We start from the raw sequence: 16,046 nt of genomic DNA, 5'->3' as shown, positions 1-16,046 counted from the left end.
GGGGCCGTCACTTCTTGTCCAGGAGGGCTTGTGCCTGCGTCTGCGCCCCGTTCAGCAGCGCGGTGACGTCGGCGTTCCGGTCGGTCAGCACGGACTGCACCACCGGGTCGAGCAGCGCGTACACCTGCTGGGTGGAGCGGGTCGGCTCCGGGACCAGCGGCTGGTCGAACATCTTGTCGGTGTAGGGAGCCATCTGCTTGAGCGGCACGTTGACGTACTGCTGGATCCAACCCAGCCGCTGGTCGAACGACGCCTTGTCGAACACCGGCAGCTCGGGCGAGCCGACGGCCTGGCCGGAGTCCGCGGTGGACTTCGCGTCGGCCACGGCGGCGTCCTGGTTCGTGAGCTTCTCCAGGTAGTAGAAGTCGATCCACTTCACGGCCGCGGCCTTGACCTTGTCCGGTGCCTTGGCGCTGACCGCCGCCAGCGTCCCGCCGCCGAGCACACCGGCGTTCGCACCACCGGACAGGGGGAGCGCCGTGACGCCGTAGTCGTCGGCCTTCATCGCGTTCTGCGCGACCAGCGAGCCGTAGTTGCCGCCACCGGAGACGTACATCCCGATCCGGCCCGCGGCGAAGTCCTGGTTGATGGTCCCCCACTCGTACAGGAAGTTGGAGCCCATGCTGTTGTCGTCCCACCGCATGGCCCGCACGGTCTGCAGCGCCTTGACCATCTCCGGGGTGTCCACAGTGGACTTGGCGTTGTCGCCGTCGAGCTTCTCGGTGCGGCCGCCGAAGGCGTAGTCCATCGTGGTGGCGATCCAGCCGCCGGTGTTGCCGCTCGTCATCATCGCGTACCCGGCCTGGCCGGTGCGCTCGGAGATCTGCTTGGCGGCCGACCGGATCTCCTCCCACGTGGTCGGCGGCTTGTCCGGGTCGAGACCGGCCTGGGTGAACAGCGTCCGGTTGTAGTGCAGCGCCTGGCCGTGCGCGGCGATCGGCACCGCCCACATCCTGCCGTCCGCGGCCGACCCGGCCTGCGCGACCTTCTCGTTGAAGCTCTTGGCGTAGGGCAGCTCGGCGACCTGCCCGCTGATGTCGGCGATCTGCTTGCGCTCGATCAGCCCCCGCCCGTCGGTGAACGGGACGGTGAACACGTCGGGCAGCGTGCCGCCCGCGAGCTGCGTGGTGAACGTCGTGGCGTCCCACTTGTACTCGCGCGGCACCAGGTCGATGGTCGGGTTCGCCGCCTCGAACTGGGACACGCGGGTGTTGAACGCGTCGATCGCCCCCTGTTCCAGTCCGGGGTCGAGCGAGACGTTGACCAGGGTTCTGCCGTCGGCGCTCTCGGCACCGCCACCACCCGAGCACGCGGCGAGCGCGGCGGCGGTGGCGGTGGCGACCGCCAGAACTGCGATGGACTTCGAGGACCTCATCGTCCCTCCAAGGGCGTGGTTCACCTGCGCAGCCAGACGGCCGTGTCGGTGGGGAGAGTGCCGGCGACCAGGCCGTCACTGGTGAGCAGGACTGAGGAGTGCGGGGGCAGTGCGACGGCCGCCGGGCCCAGGTTCACCAGGCACAGCAGGTCCTCGCCGCGGCGGAACGCGACGACCCCGTCGGAGGAGTCGACCCAGGCGAAGTCCTCCCCGCGCAGCGCGGGCTCGGACCGCCGGAGGGCGAGCATGGAGCGGTAGAGCGAGAGCGTCGAGCCGGGGTCGGCCTCCTGCGCCTGCACCGAGTAGCCGCCCCAGCCCACCGGCTGGGGGAGCCACGACGGCGCGGTGCCGTCACCGAACCCGAAGGTCGGTCCGGACTCGGTCCACGGCAGCGGCACGCGGCAGCCGTCGCGACCGGGGTCGACGCCCTCGGACCGGAAGTACATCGGGTCCTGGAGCGCGCCGCGCGGCAGGTCCTCGACCTCGGGCAGGCCGAGCTCGTCGCCCTGGTACAGGTAAAGGGACCCCGGCAGCGCGCCGGTCAGCAGGGCCGCGGCCCGTGCCCGGCGCCGCCCGGTGGCCAGGTCGGTCGGGATGCCGAACCGCCGCGCGGCGAAGCCGAACGAGCTGTCCTCGCGGCCGAACCGGGTCGCGGGCCGGGTGACGTCGTGGTTGGACAGCGTCCACGTCGGCGCCGCGCCGACCGGGCGGTGGGCGTCCACAGTGGTCTGGATGGACTCGCGCAGCTGCGCGGGGTCCCACGGGCGCATCATGAAGTCGAAGTTGAACGCCGTGTGCATCTCGTCGGGGCGCAGGTAGCGGGCGAACCGCCGGTGGTCGGCCAGCCAGATCTCGCCGACGAGCATCCTCGGCTCCTCGTAGGAGTCCGCGACCGCGCGCCAGCCGCGGTAGATGTCGTGCAGCCCGTCGCGGTCGACGAACGGGTGCCCGCCGGGACCGCGCTCGTCGACGAGCACCGGGAAGCTGTCGTCCTTGACCGGCATGGTCGCCGAGTCGATCCGGATGCCCGCGACCCCGCGGTCGAACCAGAACCGCAGCACGTCCTCGTGCTCGCGCCGCACGTCCGGGTGGTTCCAGTTCAGGTCGGGCTGCTGCGGGGCGAACAGGTGCAGGTACCACTCGCCGGGCGTGCCGTCGCCGTTCGTCGTCCGGGTCCAGGTGCCGCCGGAGAAGCTGGAGATCCAGTCCGTCGGCGGCTGCGACCCGTCGGGCCCCCGGCCCTCGCGGAACCAGAACCGTTGCCGCTCGGGCGATCCCGGCTCGGCGGCCAGTGCGGCGCGGAACCACTCGTGCTGGTCGGACACGTGGTTCGGCACGATGTCGACGATCGTGCGGATGCCCAGCGCGGCGGCCTCCGCGATCAGCGACTCGGCCTCCTCCAGGGTGCCGAACGCCGGGTCGATCGCCCGGTAGTCGGCGACGTCGTACCCGCCGTCGGCCAGCGGTGAGGAGTACCAGGGGGTGAACCAGATGGCGTCGACGCCGAGCGAGCTCAGGTAGGGCAGCCGCGACCGCACCCCGGCGAGGTCGCCGGTGCCGTCGCCGTTGCCGTCGGCGAAGCTGCGCGGGTAGACCTGGTAGATCACCGCGGTGCGCCACCACGCGGTCGACTCGCCGGAAGCGTTGCGGACAAAGGTCGATGTGCTGGTGCTCACGGAGCTCCATCCCTGGACGACTGGTCGTGGACGAACCACTGTGGACGCTCCGGCCGCCGGATCCGCGGGTTAGGTTTAGCGCTCCACCTAGTCGGACGGTAGTGTGACCCCCGGCACCGTGTCAACGGTGGAAGCGGTCTTCGCGGCGAACCGGGAGTCGTATCCTGGGTGCCAGGACGAGAGGAGCTCGACAGGTGCGGGTCACCCTGCGGGACATCGCCGACGAGGCGGGCGTGAGCATGATGACCGTCTCCAACGTCGTCAACGGCAACAAGGCGCGCGTCTCGCCGGAGACCATCGAGCGCGTGCGGCGCATCGTGGCCGAGCGCGGCTACGTGCCGAGCGCGTCCGCGCGCAGCCTCGCGGCCAAGTCGTCGCGGCTGATCGGGCTGCTGGTCCCGGCGGCCGACGAGGACAGCATGATGATCAGCCCGCACAACGTCGCCATCGCGGGCCAGATCGAGCGCGAGCTGCGCAAGCGCGGCTACCACCTGCTGCTGCGCGGCATCGCCCACCCCGACGAGGTCACCGAGGCCCTCCAGTCGTGGAGCCTGGACGGCGCGGTGCTGCTCGGGTTCCTCGACGAGGAGCTGGACCGGATCAGCAAGGCCACGATCGGCGGTGTCCGGGTGCTGGCCGTCGACAGCTACTCGAAGAACCGGATCACCACCGGCGTCCGCGCCGACGACTTCGCGGGCGCCAAGCTGGCCGCCGAGCACCTGATCGCGCTGGGCCACCGCCGGATCCTGTTCGCGGGGCCCTCGTTCTCCGACGTCGGCGTGGTGCACCAGCGGTTCGAGGGTTTCCTCGACGCGTTCGCCGACGCCGGTCTGACCTGGGACGACGACCTGATCGAGACGGTCAACACGACCCACGCCGACGGCCTGGAGGTGGGCCTACGACTGCTCACCGCCCACCCGCGCGCCACGGCGGTGTTCGCGACCGCGGACATACTCGCGATCGGCATCATGGAGGGCATCGCCGACAGCGGCGCCTCCGTGCCCGAGGACGTCTCCGTCATCGGCTTCGACAACCTCGACCTGTGCGCCTACGTCACGCCCAAGCTCACCACGATCGCCCAGGACATCGGCGAGAAGGCGGCCACGGCCGTGCGGATGCTGATCGGGTCGATCGAGACCGGCAAACAACCGCGCAAGGCCGTCACCATCGGCGTCGACCTGGTCGAACGCGCCTCCACCACCCGTCCCCGGACGTGAGGACGCGCGCGCGGCCCGGTGGCCACGCGCGCGTCCTTCGACGGGGCTACTCGCTCAGGTCGTAGACGGTCGTGCCGTCGACCGTCATCGCGGTGAAGTTGGCCGCGACCCAGGTGGCGATCTCGTTGCCGCCGCCCCCGCCGCCCATCCCGCCGCCGCCACGGCCGCCGGGCACGTAGTACCCGATCCGCCCGTCGGCGACGTACTGCTGGAACTCGGCCAGCGTCGGGGCCGGGTCGGAGCCGCTCCAGCCGCCGATGCCGATGACGGCCTTGCCGGAGCTGAGCTCCAGGCTCGCGGCGCTCTGCGAGCTGACCGTCGCGGCGGCCCACGTGCCGGTGGTGGCCTGGAGCAGCTTGGTCAGCTCACCGCCGGTCGAGGACTCCTCGCCGGGGCCGCCCATGCCGCCGCCGAACCCGCCGGAGACGTACGCGCCGGGACCGGAGGTCGGGATCGAGCCGCTGTGCGAGGTGGCGGCCGTGGCCAGCGAGTAGGACACGGTGCCGAGCAGGCCGACGGCGAGCAGCGCGGCGAGCAGGACCTTGCGGGCCAGCGGCACGCCCAACGCGACGGCGGTGGCGACCACCACGGTGGCGACCACGATCACCCAGCGCACGAACGGAAGCCACGTGGGCACCCTGTTGAGCAGGATGAACGCCCAGAACCCGGTCACCGCGACCATCGCGGCCAGCGTCGCGCGGGCGGGGGTGTGAGCCCGGCCCCGCCACAGCTCACGACCGGCGATGGCGACGGTGCCGACGATCCCCGGAGCCAGTGCGACGGTGTAGTACGGGTGGATGATGCCGCTCATGAAGCTGAACACCAGCGCGGTGACGACCATCCAGCCGCCCCACAGGACCAGCGCGGCGCGGGTGACGCTGGTGCGCGGCGCCCGGCGGGTGAACCAGAGCCCGGCGACCAGTCCGACCAGCGCCGCGGGCAGCAGCCAGGACACCTCGGAGCCGAAGCTGGCCCCGAACATCCGGCCGATCCCCGACGCGCCGCCGAACCCGGTGTTGCCGCCACCGGCCAGGCCGCCGCCACCGCCGCCACCCTGGCCGAACAACCGGCCGAGGCCGTTGTAGCCGACGGCGAGCTCCCACAGGCTGTCGTTGGTCGACCCGCCGATGTAGGGGCGGGAGTCGGCGGGCCACAGCTCGACCAGCACGATGAACCAGCCCGCGGACACGGTCATCGAGACGGCCGCGCCGAGCAGGTGCAGCAGCCGCTTGCCGAGCCCGGTCGGCGCGGCGACCAGGTAGACGAGGCCGAGCGCGGGCAGCACCAGCAGCGCCTGGCCCATCTTGGCCAGGAAGGCGAACCCGATGGCGCTCCCCGCGAGCGCGAGCCACCACGGGCTGGCCTTCTCCAGCGACCGCACCACGCAGTACGCGGCGGCGATCATCAGCAGCACCAGCAGCGCGTCCGGCAGGTTGAACCGGAACACCAGCGTCGCGACCGGGGTCAGCGCGAGCGCCACACCGGCCAGCAGACCGGCGACCGGGCCGGAGGTGCGCTTCACCGTGGCGTACAGCAGGGCCACGGCGGCGACGCCCTCCAGCGCCTGCGGTGCGAGCACGGTCCAGGTGGAGAAGCCGAAGATCCGGGCGAACAGCCCGCTGACCCACAGGAACGCCGGGGGCTTGTCGACGGTCAGCACGTTGCCCGAGTCCAGCGACCCGAACAGCCAGGCCTTCCAGCTCTGCGTGGCGGACTGGGTCGCGGCGGCGTAGAAGCCGTTGCCGTACCCGGAGGCGGACAGGTTCCACAGGAACAGGATCGCGGTGCCCGCCAGCAGGGCGAAGAACGCGGGTCGCACCCATCTCGGCGTGGGGTCGGGCTTCGCTTCCACGGGGGCGACGGTAGTCGCGCTCGGCGCCAGCGTCGTGGTCATGACTCGTTCTCCAGGGGAATCGCAGCGGTACGCGGACGGAACACCCAGTTGCGCAGCAGCAGGAAGCGCAACACGGTGGCGATCAGGTTGGCGCCGACGACGGCGGCGACCTCGGCGACCTGGCCGGGATCGGTCGAACTGTGCAGCAGGGCAAGGGATCCGCTGGTCAGCGCGAGCCCGAGCCCGAACACGATGAGCCCCTCGAACTGGTGCCTGCCCGCGCCGTCGCGACCGCGCACCCCGAACGTGAAGCGGCGGTTGGCCGCGGTGTTGGCGATGGCCGTCACGAGCAGCGACACCAGGTTCGCGCCCTGCGCGCCGAGCCCGCCGCGCAGCAGCAGGAACAGCAGCAGGTAGGCCAGCGTGCTGGTCACGCCGATCGCGGCGAACCGGACCAGCTGGCGCAGCAGCCCCGTCGGAACACCGGGGGTCGCGCTCTCCAGCGGCGCGCGGCCCAGTGCTTGGCGCAGCTCCGCGATGGGCAGCCCGCCGGTCGCCAGCGCCCGGCCCAGCCGCGCCACGCCCCTGAGGTCCGCCATGGCGGTCGACACGATGTCCACCCTGCTGTCCGGGTCGTCCACCCAGTCCACCGGGACCTCGTGGATGCGCAGGCCCGCCCGTTCGCCGAGCACCAGCAGCTCGGTGTCGAAGAACCAGCCGGTGTCCACGACGTGCGGCAGCAGCCGCTTCGCGACGTCCGCGCGGATCGCCTTGAACCCGCACTGCGCGTCGGAGAACCGGGTGGCCAGCGTGCCGCGCAGCAGCAGGTTGTAGCAGCGGGAGATGAACTCGCGCTTCGGGCCGCGGACCACCCGCGCGCCGCGGGCCAGCCTGCTGCCGATCGCGATGTCGGAGTGGCCGGAGATCAGCGGGGCGATCAGCGGCGGCAGCGCAGCCAGGTCCGTCGACAGGTCGACGTCCATGTAGGCCAGCACCGGCGCGTCCGACCCGAGCCAGACCTGGTGCAGCGCCCGGCCGCGGCCCTTCTGCTCCAGGTGCACCACGACGACCTCGGGCAGCTCCTCGACCAGCTCCCGCGCGACGGCGGCGGTCCCGTCCGTGCTGGCGTTGTCCGCGATGGTGATCCGGAACGGGTACGGGAAGCTCCGCGCCATCTCGGCGTGCAGCCTGCGCACGCACGGCCCCAGGTCCACCTCTTCGTTGTAAACCGGCACCACCACGTCCAGGACGGGGGTCTTGGTGTTCGTCGCGATGGGACTCGCACCGGGCCGCAGCGTCGTGACTGTCATGAGCCCAACTTCGAGGTCGGGGCTGGGTGCTTCGTGTGTCATCGCTGTGCGCCGACTGTGAGGTCGTAGACCGCGACGCCGTCGACGGTGGTGCCCTGGAAGCTCCGCGCGACCCAGGCCGCGATCTCCTGCGCGTCGTCGCTGCCGGTGGACCCGGACATGCCCGCGCCGCCGAGGAAGTAGTGGATCCTCCCGTCCGCCACGAGCTGTTGGAACTCGGCGAGGGTCGGCGCCGGGTCGGTGCCGTTGAAGCCGCCGACGGCCATCACGGGCATGCCGCTGCCCAGCTGGTAGCCCGCGGCGTTGTTGGAGCCCACCGCGGCCGCGGCCCAGGTCTGGGAACCGCCGCGCAGCAACGAGACCAGGTTCGCGCCGGGCGTGGGGGCGCTGAGCAGACCGCCCATGCCGCCGCCACCGCCGGGCATCGCGCCGCCCGTGCCGCCGCCTCCGCCGCGGAACCCGCCCGTGCCCGCCGGACCGGCCGACGGGATGGCGCCGGTGTGCGCGGTGGAGGCCGTGGCGACCGAGTAGGCGCCCGGTCCGGCCAGCGCGGCGACCAGCGCGATCGGGACGAACACCTTGGGGCTGAAGAAGAACCCGGCCGCGCCGACGAACCCCAGCACCAGCACGGCGATCGCGAACGCGGACGACCAGGAGGCGAGCAGCAGGTAGGCCTGGATCCCGGCCAGCGCGACGGCGCCGGACAGCGCCGCGAGCGCCATCGGGTCCTGCCGCCGCCGCCACAGCGCCGCGGCGCCGACACCGATCACACCGCCGATCGCGGGGGCGAGCGCCACGGTGTAGTAGCCGTGGATGATGCCGTTCATGTAGCTGAACACGGCCGCCGTGACGAGCAGCCAGCCGCCCCACACCACGAGCGCGGCGCGGGCCGGGCCGCGGGCGGCCCACCAGCCCGCGACCAGCAGCACCAGGGTCGCGGGGAGCAGCCAGGCGATCTGGCCGCCCATCTCGCCGCCGAACAGCCGGGCCCAGCCCGTCGACCCCCAGCCGCCGCCCGCGCCGCCGCCGACACTGCCGACCTCGTCACCGGTGAGCCTGCCGAAACCGTTGTAGCCCAAGGTGAGCTCGAGGACGCTGTTGGTCTGCGAACCGCCGATGAACGGGCGGGAACCCGCCGGGACGAGCTCGACCACCGCCACCCACCAGCCGCCCGCGACGACCATCGCGCCCAGGGCCCCGGCGAGGTGGAGGAGCTTGCGGGTGACGGTGGTGCGGGCGAAGAAGAGGTAACCGAGACCGAACGCGGGCAGCACCAGGAAGGCCTGGAGCATCTTGGCCAGGAAGGCGAACCCGACCGCGACGCCCGCCAGCGCGAGCCACCGCCAACTGGCCCGCTCGGTGGCGCGGATCGTGCAGTAGGCGCCCGCGACGAGCAGGAGGACCAGCAGCGCGTCCGGGTTGTTGAAGCGGAACATGAGGACGGCGACCGGGGTCAACGCCAGCACGGCACCCGCGATGAGCCCGGCGGCCGGACCCGACGTGCGCTTCACGGCGGCGTGGAGGAGGCCGACGCTGCCGACACCCATCAACGCCTGCGGGACGAGGACGCTCCACGCGTTGACCCCGAACACCCTGGCCGACAGGCCCATGAACCACAGCGCGGCCGGGGTCTTGTCGACGGTGATGGAGTTGGCGGCGTCGGTCGACCCGAAGAACCAGGCCTCCCAGCTCTGCGACCCGGCCTGGGCGGCGGCCGAGTAGTAGGCGTTGGCCCACTCCGAGTCGCCCAGCTGCCAGAGGTAGAGGAGAGCGGTCGCGCCGAGCAGGACGAAGAAGGCGGGACGGGCCCAGCGGGGGGATCTCGGTGCCGGGTCGGGGGTGATGGGCGGCGCGAGGGAGGCTGGGGCTTGGGAGTCGACGACCGTCATGGGGTGAGGTTGTCGGGCGTGGCTGGGCGGTCCTTGTGGCTTTGCTGTGTGGGAGCTGTGTGGGTGGGGGTTTCGGGTGGGGTTTTGGGTGTGTGTTTCGGGTGTGTGGCTTCGGCGTGTGTTGGTGCTCGGCGTCGGGTGTCGGTGGCGAGGTGAGCGGGGTGTCGCTGCGGCCGTGGGGGGTGCGGCCGGCTTGACTTGGGGCCCCTTTTTTGGGCTTCGTCGGGCGAAAAAGGGCAGGTGGTAGAGCCTGCCCGCCGACCAATTTTAAGCCCAAAAACCCCAAGTCAAGCCGGCCGCCAGCGGACGGGTGCCGCTCGCTTTCAGCGTCGTTGGGGGCTGGGTGCGTTGGTTGTTGGTGCGCTGGTTGGTGCGTTAGGTGCGTTGTGAAGTGGCGGTTGCGGTTCTGTGGATTGGTAGGCGGACGGTGAATCTGGTTTTGCCGGGTTCGCTGGCTACGCCGACTGTGCCGCCGTGGGAGGCGACCACGGCGGAGACGATGGAGAGGCCGAGGCCGGTGCTGCCGGCGGCGCGGGAGCGGGAGCTGTCGCCGCGGGCGAAGCGTTCGAAGACGTCGGGGAGGAGGTCGGGGGAGATGCCGGGGCCGTTGTCGGTGACGGTGAGCTCGACGCCGTGGGCCGGGGAGACCGACAGGCCGGTGGTGACGGTGGTGCCGGGTGGGGTGTGGGTGCGGGCGTTGGAGAGGAGGTTCGCGAGCACCTGGTGGAGGCGGTCGGCGTCGCCGCGGACGGTGACCGGTTCGGCGGGGAGCTCGAGTTGCCAGTTGTGGGCCTGGGCGGAGATGCGGGAGTCGCTGACCGCGTCCAGGACGAGTCTGGTGAGGTCGACCTCGGAGTCGTCGAGGGGGCGGCCCGCGTCGAGGCGGGCCAGCAGGAGCAGGTCCTGGACGAGGACGGTCATGCGGTCGGCCTCGGACTCGACGCGGCTCATGGCGTGGGCGATCTCGGGTGGGACCTCGGCCTTGCTGCGCCGGGTGAGCTCGGCGTAGCCGCGGATGGCGGCGAGCGGGGTGCGCAGCTCGTGGGAGGCGTCGGCGACGAACTGGCGGACCCTGGTCTCGGTGGCGTGGCGGGCGGTGAGGGCGTTGCCGATGTGGCCGAGCATGCGGTTGAGCGCGAGGCCGACCTGGCCGACCTCGGTGTTGGGGTTGCTGTCGCGTTCGGGCACGCGGACGGCGAGGGCGACCTCGCCCTCGTGCAGCGGCAGCTCCGAGACCCGTGTCGCGATGCCGGCGACGCGTTGCAGCGGTTGCAGCGTGCGGCGCACGATGAACGCGCCCGCCAGCGCGGCCACGAGCAGACCTGCCAGTGCGACGCCGCCCAGCACGAAGCCGAGCTGGAGCACGGTGGCGTTGACCTGGGTCAGCGGCAGCCCGGTGACGAGCACGTCGCCGGACGGTGTGGCGGCGGCGATCAGCCGGTACTCGCCGATCCCCTCCAGCGTCACGGAGTGCGGCCTGCCGTCCGGTTGGAGCCCGATGAGCTGAGGACGCGCCTCGTCGGGCACGGACTCCTGGTCGCCGCGACCGGGCGTGAGCCGCAGGGCCTGGGTGATCGTCCCGCCGTGCACGGTCGCGGAGAGGGTGCCCGGTGCCTGGCCAGGGCCCGACAGCGGGTTGCGGTCGTTGCTCCCGCCGAGACCGGGGAGCCTCGGCAGCCCGTTGGGCGGCGACCGGTCGCCGCGGAACTCCGACGCCCTGTTGGACGCGAACTGCACCTGCTCGTCGAGCTTCTTGATCTGGAAGTCCCGCAGCGCCACCATCGTGACCACGCCGATGATCAGGCACACCAGCGTGAGCAGCGCCATCTGCTCCGCGATGATCCGGGTGCGCAGCGACCAGGACCTAGGGTGCCGGCTTGAGGACATAGCCCGCGCCCCGCATCGTGTGGATCATGGGCTCGTGGCCCGCGTCGATCTTCTTGCGCAGGTAGGAGATGTACAGCTCGACGATGTTCGCCTGCCCGCCGAAGTCGTAGCTCCACACCCGGTCGAGGATCTGGGCCTTGCTCAGGACCCGCTTGGGGTTGCGCATGAGGTAGCGGAGCAGCTCGAACTCGGTCGCGGTCAGGTCGATCGACCGGCCGCCGCGGTGCACCTCGCGGGTGTCCTCGTCCAGCCGCAGGTCGCCGACCACGAGCTCCGCGCCCGCCGTCGCCTCGGTCACGCCGGTGCGGCGCATCAGCGCGCGCAACCTCAGCACGACCTCCTCCAGGCTGAACGGCTTGGTCACGTAGTCGTCGCCACCGGCGGTCAGCCCGGCGATGCGGTCCTCCACGGCGTCCTTCGCCGTCAGGAACAGCACGGGTAGGTTCGGCTGCTCGGCGCGGAGCCTGCGCAGCACCTCGATGCCGTCGAAGTCGGGCAGCATGACGTCCAGCACGACGGCGTCCGGGCGGAACTCCCGCGCGGTGCGCACGGCCGACGCGCCGTCCAGCGCCGTGCGGACCTCCCAGGTCTCCATCCGCAGCGCCATGGACATCAGCTCGGCCAGGGTCGACTCGTCGTCGACGACGAGGACCCGCACGGCCTGGCCGTCCGGGCGGCGGAGTTCGGCGTGCTTCTTGCTGGTCGTCACTGCGCGCATGTCCGAATCCTGTGCTGGGCCGTTGGGCCGGGGCTGTGCGAACCCTGTGTACCACCTGTGAGCGGGGCAGGCAGGCCCACAGCGGTCGCCCAACGGACGCACAGCGCCTACACAGGCAACGACGGGACCGTTGTCCTCACAACGCGGCGGACGCCCGTTGGACGATCGCAGGAGGATGGACGATGAGCACCGACCAGAACACACCGGCGGAGCAGCCGGGTTCGGCCGTGCCACCGCAGGAGCCCGCCTGGGGTGCCGAGCAACCGGCCGCGGACCGGCCGAGCTGGTCCGGCCGCAAGACCGTCGCGGCCGTCGCCATCGCGGTCGGCATCGCCGCCGCGGGCGGGACGGCCATCTACGCCGCCAACGGCGCTGTCGGCGCGTCCGACATGGGCCCCGGCGGTCGTGGCGGGCCCGGCGGGTACGGCCGCATGGGCGGCGGTTTCCCCGGTGGTGGCGCCCTCGGCGGCTTCGGCACGTCGCTGCACGGCGAGTTCCAGGTGGGCACGGTGACCGAGGTGTCCAGCTCGTCGATCGGCGTCAAGAGCACCGACGGGTACACCAGGACGTACACGATCGACAGCAGCACCGTCATCGGTGGCGCGGGCAGGCCCGACCAGCAGACCAAGACCGACATCAGCAGCATCGCGAACGGCGACACGGTGACCGTCATCGGCGAGACGACCGACGGCAAGACCACCGCGAAGTCGATCGTGGAGCGCGTCGAGGGGCAGCAGGGCCGCCAGGGGCAGATGCCCGGCGGCCAGCAGGCTCCGGGCGTGCCACCGCGCCGTGAGGACCAGGGCAGTGGTCAACCGCCGACCTCTTGACCGGAGCGCCACCGCCGCGGCGCCCGAGTTCGGCAGGCTGATAGCCGTGCTGTTCGAGGCCAGGTCCCCGCTGTGGCGGGCGCTGGCCGCGAGCGCGACCGTCGACCGCCCGGTGGTCGTGTGCGACGCGGTGAGCCCCGCGCAGGTCGTGGAGCTCACCGCGTCACCCGACCTCGTGCTCGACGGGTTGCTGACGGTCGCACGGGCCGTCGGCGCCCACCGCGCGTACCTGCGCACCCCGCCGGGCATCGGCGCGGTCGCCGTCCGCCGGGCGCTGTCCCGGCGCGGCGACGCCGTGCGCGTCGTGATCGACCAGACCGGGCGGACGGGCGACGTCGTCGGCGACGCCTCGGCCTACATCCGGCTCGCTCAGCTGGTCAGCTGACTCGGCTCGGGGGATGACGCGGCCCAGCTCGCCAGCACGGCGAGCTTGTCCGCCGTCGCCGAGCCCGGCACCGGCACGTAGGTCAGCAGGTGCTGCCCCACCTCGCCGGGCAGCATGAACGTCTGCCACTCGACCTGCAGCTCACCGACCAGGTCGTGGTTGACCAGCTTGCGGCCGAACACCTTGTCCTTCACGTCGTGCCGCGCCCACAGCCGCCCGAACACCTCGTTCTTGATCGACAGCTCGCCGACCAGCGACGCCAGCTCCGGGTCCTCGGGGAACCTGCCCGCCTCCAGCCGCAGGTACGCCACCGTCTCCTCGGCCACGGCGTCCCACTCCGGGTAGAACAGGTGCGCCGTCGGGTTCAGGAACGCCCTGCGGGCCATGTTCCGCTCGGCCGCGGGCAGCGCGGAGAACCCGTACACCGCGTCGGCCAGCCTGTTGTAGGCGAGCACGTCCAGGTGCTTGCCCAGCACCATCGCGGGCACCGAGTCCATCAGGTCGATCAGCCGCTGCACGGTCGGGCTCACCGGCGTCGACCCCGAGCTCCCGTCCGCCGGGCGCACCAGGTTGTGCAGGTGCGTGCGCTCCACGTCGGACAACCGCAGCGCCCGGCCCACGGCGTCCAGCACCGAGTCCGACACCCCGGCCGTGCGCCCCTGCTCCAGGCGGACGTAGTACTCCACGCTCACCCCGGCGAGGCTCGCGACCTCGTCGCGGCGCAGACCGGGCACCCGGCGGCGCAGACCGGCGGACAGACCCACGTCGGTCGGTTTGATGCGGGCGCGGCGGGAACGGAGGAACTCCCCGAGTTCGCGGCTCATGTGGACAGTCTGCCCCCTCGGTGCGGGTTGTGGGTGGTTCTGGGGGTACTACCAAGAAGCGAGCCTCCCAACGGGACCCCGTCGACGACAGCGTTGTGGGCATGACGAATCTTGTACTGGATGATCGGACGGCCGTGGTGACCGGGGCGTCGAGCGGGATCGGGGCGGCCACGGCGCTGGCGTTGGCGGCCGGCGGGGCGAAGGTGGCGCTGTTCGCGCGGCGGGGCGACCGGCTCGCGGAACTGGCGGACAAGATCACCGCTGACGGGGGCCGGGCGCTGGCCGTCGAGGTGGACGTGACGTCGGCGGAGTCGGTCGCGGCGGGCGGGGCGGCCGTGCGGGAGGCGTTCGGGAGGGTCGACCTGGTGGTGAACAACGCCGGGGTGATGCTGGCGGCGCCCATCGCGGACGTCCGGTCGGACGACTGGGCGCGGATGGTGGACCTGAACGTCACCGGGGCGCTCCGGGTGATCGGTGAGTTCACGTCGGACCTGGTCGCGGTGGCCGCCGGTGGTGGGACGGCCGACCTGGTGGACATCTCGTCGGTGGGGGCGCACGCGGTGTTCGCGGACTACGCGGTGTACTGCGCGACGAAGGCGGCGGTGACGCACCTGTCGGCGAACCTGCGGGTGGAGTTGGGGCCGAAGGACGTGCGGGTGACGAATGTGGAGCCGGGGTTCGTGGAGTCGGAGTTGTTGACGCACCTGGATCGGGGGGCGGCGGAGGAGGTGGAGTCGTGGATCGGGGTCGCGGGGAGGCTGGCGGCCGAGGAGGTGGCGGACGTGGTGGCTTATGCGGTGAGCCGGGCGCGGCATGTGAACTTGAGGCAGATCGTGGTGATGCCTACTCGGCAGGTGTGATGGGTGGGGTCTCGGTGTGCGGGGTGTGAGGGGGCTGGGTCGTCTTGAGTTGATGGGTGAGGTGTTTGCACCCCGGCTCGCCGAGTGTTCTATGCCCACCACCGCTTGTCAAGACGATAGGGCTGTCTTGACAAGCGGTGGTGGGCATAGAGATGGCTTCTCGTCGGGGTGCGTGTGGGAGGTGTGGGTGGGGAGGGCATCAGGCTGCGCCTGACAGGGCATCCTCGCTGCGCGTCGGACTGAGCATCCTTGCTGCGCGGCGGACAAGGCCCCAGGCGCTCCGCGCCGGATGGGCGCTGGCGGGCTTCGCCCGTGGGGGATCCTCGCTCCGCGTTGGACAGGGAAGGCGTCCTCGCTGTGTGTGGGGCAGGGAAGGCGTTCTTGCTGTGTGTTGGGCGGAGCGGGTTTGGTTTTGTCAGAATTTGTTGTTGAAGAGGAGGCGGGCGATTTCCGTGTCGGTGTCGCGGCCTTCCTGGTAGCCGCCCTGGTGGTGCAGGTCGTTCATGATGGCGAGGGTGTAGCGCTCGTCGGGGCCGGCGAAGCCGACGGTGTTCATGACCCAGCCGGTGTCTTCTTCGGACCAGCCGTCCTTGTTTCCCGGCTGTGCGGCTGGGCCGGCGCCCCAGACGCCCCATTGTTGTTCTTCGCCGACGGTGCGCATGGCTTCCAGTAGTGGGGTGCGGTCGTCCTTCGGCAGATCGGTCAGGACGTAGGACATGAGGCGGTCTAGGTCGTTGGTGGTGCATTTCTGGAAGCCCCAGTAGGGGAAGGTGTCGGCGTAGCCCTCCTGGGGTTTCAGGTCGGTCATGCCGTAGGTGGGGAAGGCTTTGTTGAAGGCGGTGTGGTCGGGGCCGGAGTAGCGTTTCCACAGGTCGTCGGCGGCGGCGTCGTCGGAGCTGTGCAGCATCTTCTTGATGAGGTCACGGTCGTCGTCGGTGAGGGTGAGCTCGTGGTCGCGGTCGCGTCGCAGGAGGTCGACGACCATGGCGAGCTTGATGGTGGAGGCGGTCCAGACGAGGTCCGAGGCGTGGGAGTTGCGCCAGGTGGCGCCGGTTTTCCGATCTCTCACGACGATGCCGATGGTGCCGGGACGGGTGGACGTGTAAGTCTCCACCTGTGCGAACCTCTTCTCGAGGTCGCAGTCGAAGCCCGTGTCCGGGCAGTCCGGGGTGCCAGCGGAGGTGGCGGCGACCCTGGTGTGGTCGGGTGTGCCGCACGCCTGGAGGGCGAGTACCGCGGCC

The 16,046-nt window shown here is 71.5% G+C and carries 13 protein-coding genes; 4 read left to right on the top strand and 9 right to left on the bottom strand.

Going from position 1 to position 16,046, the window contains the following annotated elements; all coding sequences use genetic code 11:
- Nucleotides 1-7: 7 nt before the first annotated feature.
- Together CLV43_RS22895 and CLV43_RS22890 are read right to left on the bottom strand one after the other, a co-directional pair.
- On the bottom strand, nucleotides 8-1,375 hold the full coding sequence (locus CLV43_RS22895) for an ABC transporter substrate-binding protein (RefSeq protein ID WP_106189268.1): 1,368 nt from the start codon (nucleotides 1,373-1,375) through the stop codon (nucleotides 8-10).
- Nucleotides 1,376-1,395: 20 nt separating this feature from the next.
- Nucleotides 1,396-3,051 (bottom strand): glycoside hydrolase family 13 protein, encoded by a 1,656-nt coding sequence (locus CLV43_RS22890; protein WP_170155970.1) that lies wholly within the window; start codon nucleotides 3,049-3,051, stop codon nucleotides 1,396-1,398.
- Nucleotides 3,052-3,245: 194 nt separating this feature from the next.
- On the opposite strand from CLV43_RS22890, the gene CLV43_RS22885 reads away from it, so the two are divergent.
- Nucleotides 3,246-4,268: a LacI family DNA-binding transcriptional regulator gene (locus CLV43_RS22885; protein WP_106189266.1), complete on the top strand. Its 1,023-nt coding sequence runs from the start codon at nucleotides 3,246-3,248 to the stop codon at nucleotides 4,266-4,268.
- A 46-nt stretch (nucleotides 4,269-4,314) separates the two neighbouring features.
- Here CLV43_RS22885 and CLV43_RS22880 read toward each other — a convergent pair whose 3' ends face one another.
- The 5 genes from CLV43_RS22880 to CLV43_RS22860 all read right to left on the bottom strand — a co-directional run bounded on the left by CLV43_RS22880 (nucleotide 4,315) and on the right by CLV43_RS22860 (nucleotide 11,906).
- Nucleotides 4,315-6,162 (bottom strand): ArnT family glycosyltransferase, encoded by a 1,848-nt coding sequence (locus CLV43_RS22880; RefSeq protein WP_106189265.1) that lies wholly within the window; start codon nucleotides 6,160-6,162, stop codon nucleotides 4,315-4,317.
- On the bottom strand, nucleotides 6,159-7,412 hold the full coding sequence (locus CLV43_RS22875) for a bifunctional glycosyltransferase family 2/GtrA family protein (RefSeq protein ID WP_245886830.1): 1,254 nt from the start codon (nucleotides 7,410-7,412) through the stop codon (nucleotides 6,159-6,161). The genes CLV43_RS22880 and CLV43_RS22875 overlap by 4 nt, the downstream gene beginning before the upstream one ends.
- Before the next feature lie 38 nt (nucleotides 7,413-7,450).
- Complete coding sequence (locus CLV43_RS22870; RefSeq protein ID WP_106189263.1) at nucleotides 7,451-9,301, bottom strand: ArnT family glycosyltransferase; 1,851 nt, start codon at nucleotides 9,299-9,301, stop codon at nucleotides 7,451-7,453.
- A 375-nt stretch (nucleotides 9,302-9,676) separates the two neighbouring features.
- Nucleotides 9,677-11,188, bottom strand: a complete 1,512-nt coding sequence (locus CLV43_RS22865; protein ID WP_106189262.1) for a sensor histidine kinase — start codon at nucleotides 11,186-11,188, stop codon at nucleotides 9,677-9,679.
- Nucleotides 11,166-11,906, bottom strand: a complete 741-nt coding sequence (locus CLV43_RS22860) for a response regulator transcription factor (protein WP_106189261.1) — start codon at nucleotides 11,904-11,906, stop codon at nucleotides 11,166-11,168. Before CLV43_RS22860 ends, CLV43_RS22865 begins: the two co-directional genes overlap by 23 nt.
- 182 nt (nucleotides 11,907-12,088) lie before the next feature.
- Here CLV43_RS22860 and CLV43_RS22855 point away from each other — a divergent pair, with 182 nt between their 5' ends.
- Nucleotides 12,089-12,736 (top strand): hypothetical protein, encoded by a 648-nt coding sequence (locus CLV43_RS22855; protein ID WP_245886829.1) that lies wholly within the window; start codon nucleotides 12,089-12,091, stop codon nucleotides 12,734-12,736.
- A complete protein-coding gene (locus tag CLV43_RS22850; RefSeq protein WP_106189260.1) occupies nucleotides 12,714-13,121 on the top strand; it encodes a hypothetical protein in 408 nt (135 codons plus the stop codon). Before CLV43_RS22855 ends, CLV43_RS22850 begins: the two co-directional genes overlap by 23 nt.
- Here the strand turns inward: CLV43_RS22850 and CLV43_RS22845 are convergent.
- A complete protein-coding gene (locus CLV43_RS22845; protein WP_106189259.1) occupies nucleotides 13,106-13,945 on the bottom strand; it encodes a helix-turn-helix transcriptional regulator in 840 nt (279 codons plus the stop codon). The two genes, CLV43_RS22850 and CLV43_RS22845, sit on opposite strands and share 16 nt — an antisense overlap.
- 101 nt (nucleotides 13,946-14,046) lie before the next feature.
- Here CLV43_RS22845 and CLV43_RS22840 point away from each other — a divergent pair, with 101 nt between their 5' ends.
- Complete coding sequence (locus CLV43_RS22840) at nucleotides 14,047-14,805, top strand: SDR family oxidoreductase (RefSeq protein ID WP_106189370.1); 759 nt, start codon at nucleotides 14,047-14,049, stop codon at nucleotides 14,803-14,805.
- A gap of 415 nt (nucleotides 14,806-15,220) precedes the next feature.
- Here the strand turns inward: CLV43_RS22840 and CLV43_RS22835 are convergent, their stop codons facing one another.
- A complete protein-coding gene (locus CLV43_RS22835; RefSeq protein ID WP_245886827.1) occupies nucleotides 15,221-15,919 on the bottom strand; it encodes a class A beta-lactamase-related serine hydrolase in 699 nt (232 codons plus the stop codon).
- Nucleotides 15,920-16,046 lie beyond the last annotated feature (127 nt).

Source organism: Umezawaea tangerina, from assembly GCF_003002815.1.
Lineage (GTDB): Bacteria > Actinomycetota > Actinomycetes > Mycobacteriales > Pseudonocardiaceae > Umezawaea > Umezawaea tangerina.
The sequence above is the reverse complement of the archived record's forward strand: the minus strand, read 5'-3'. Positions and strand labels throughout refer to the sequence as shown.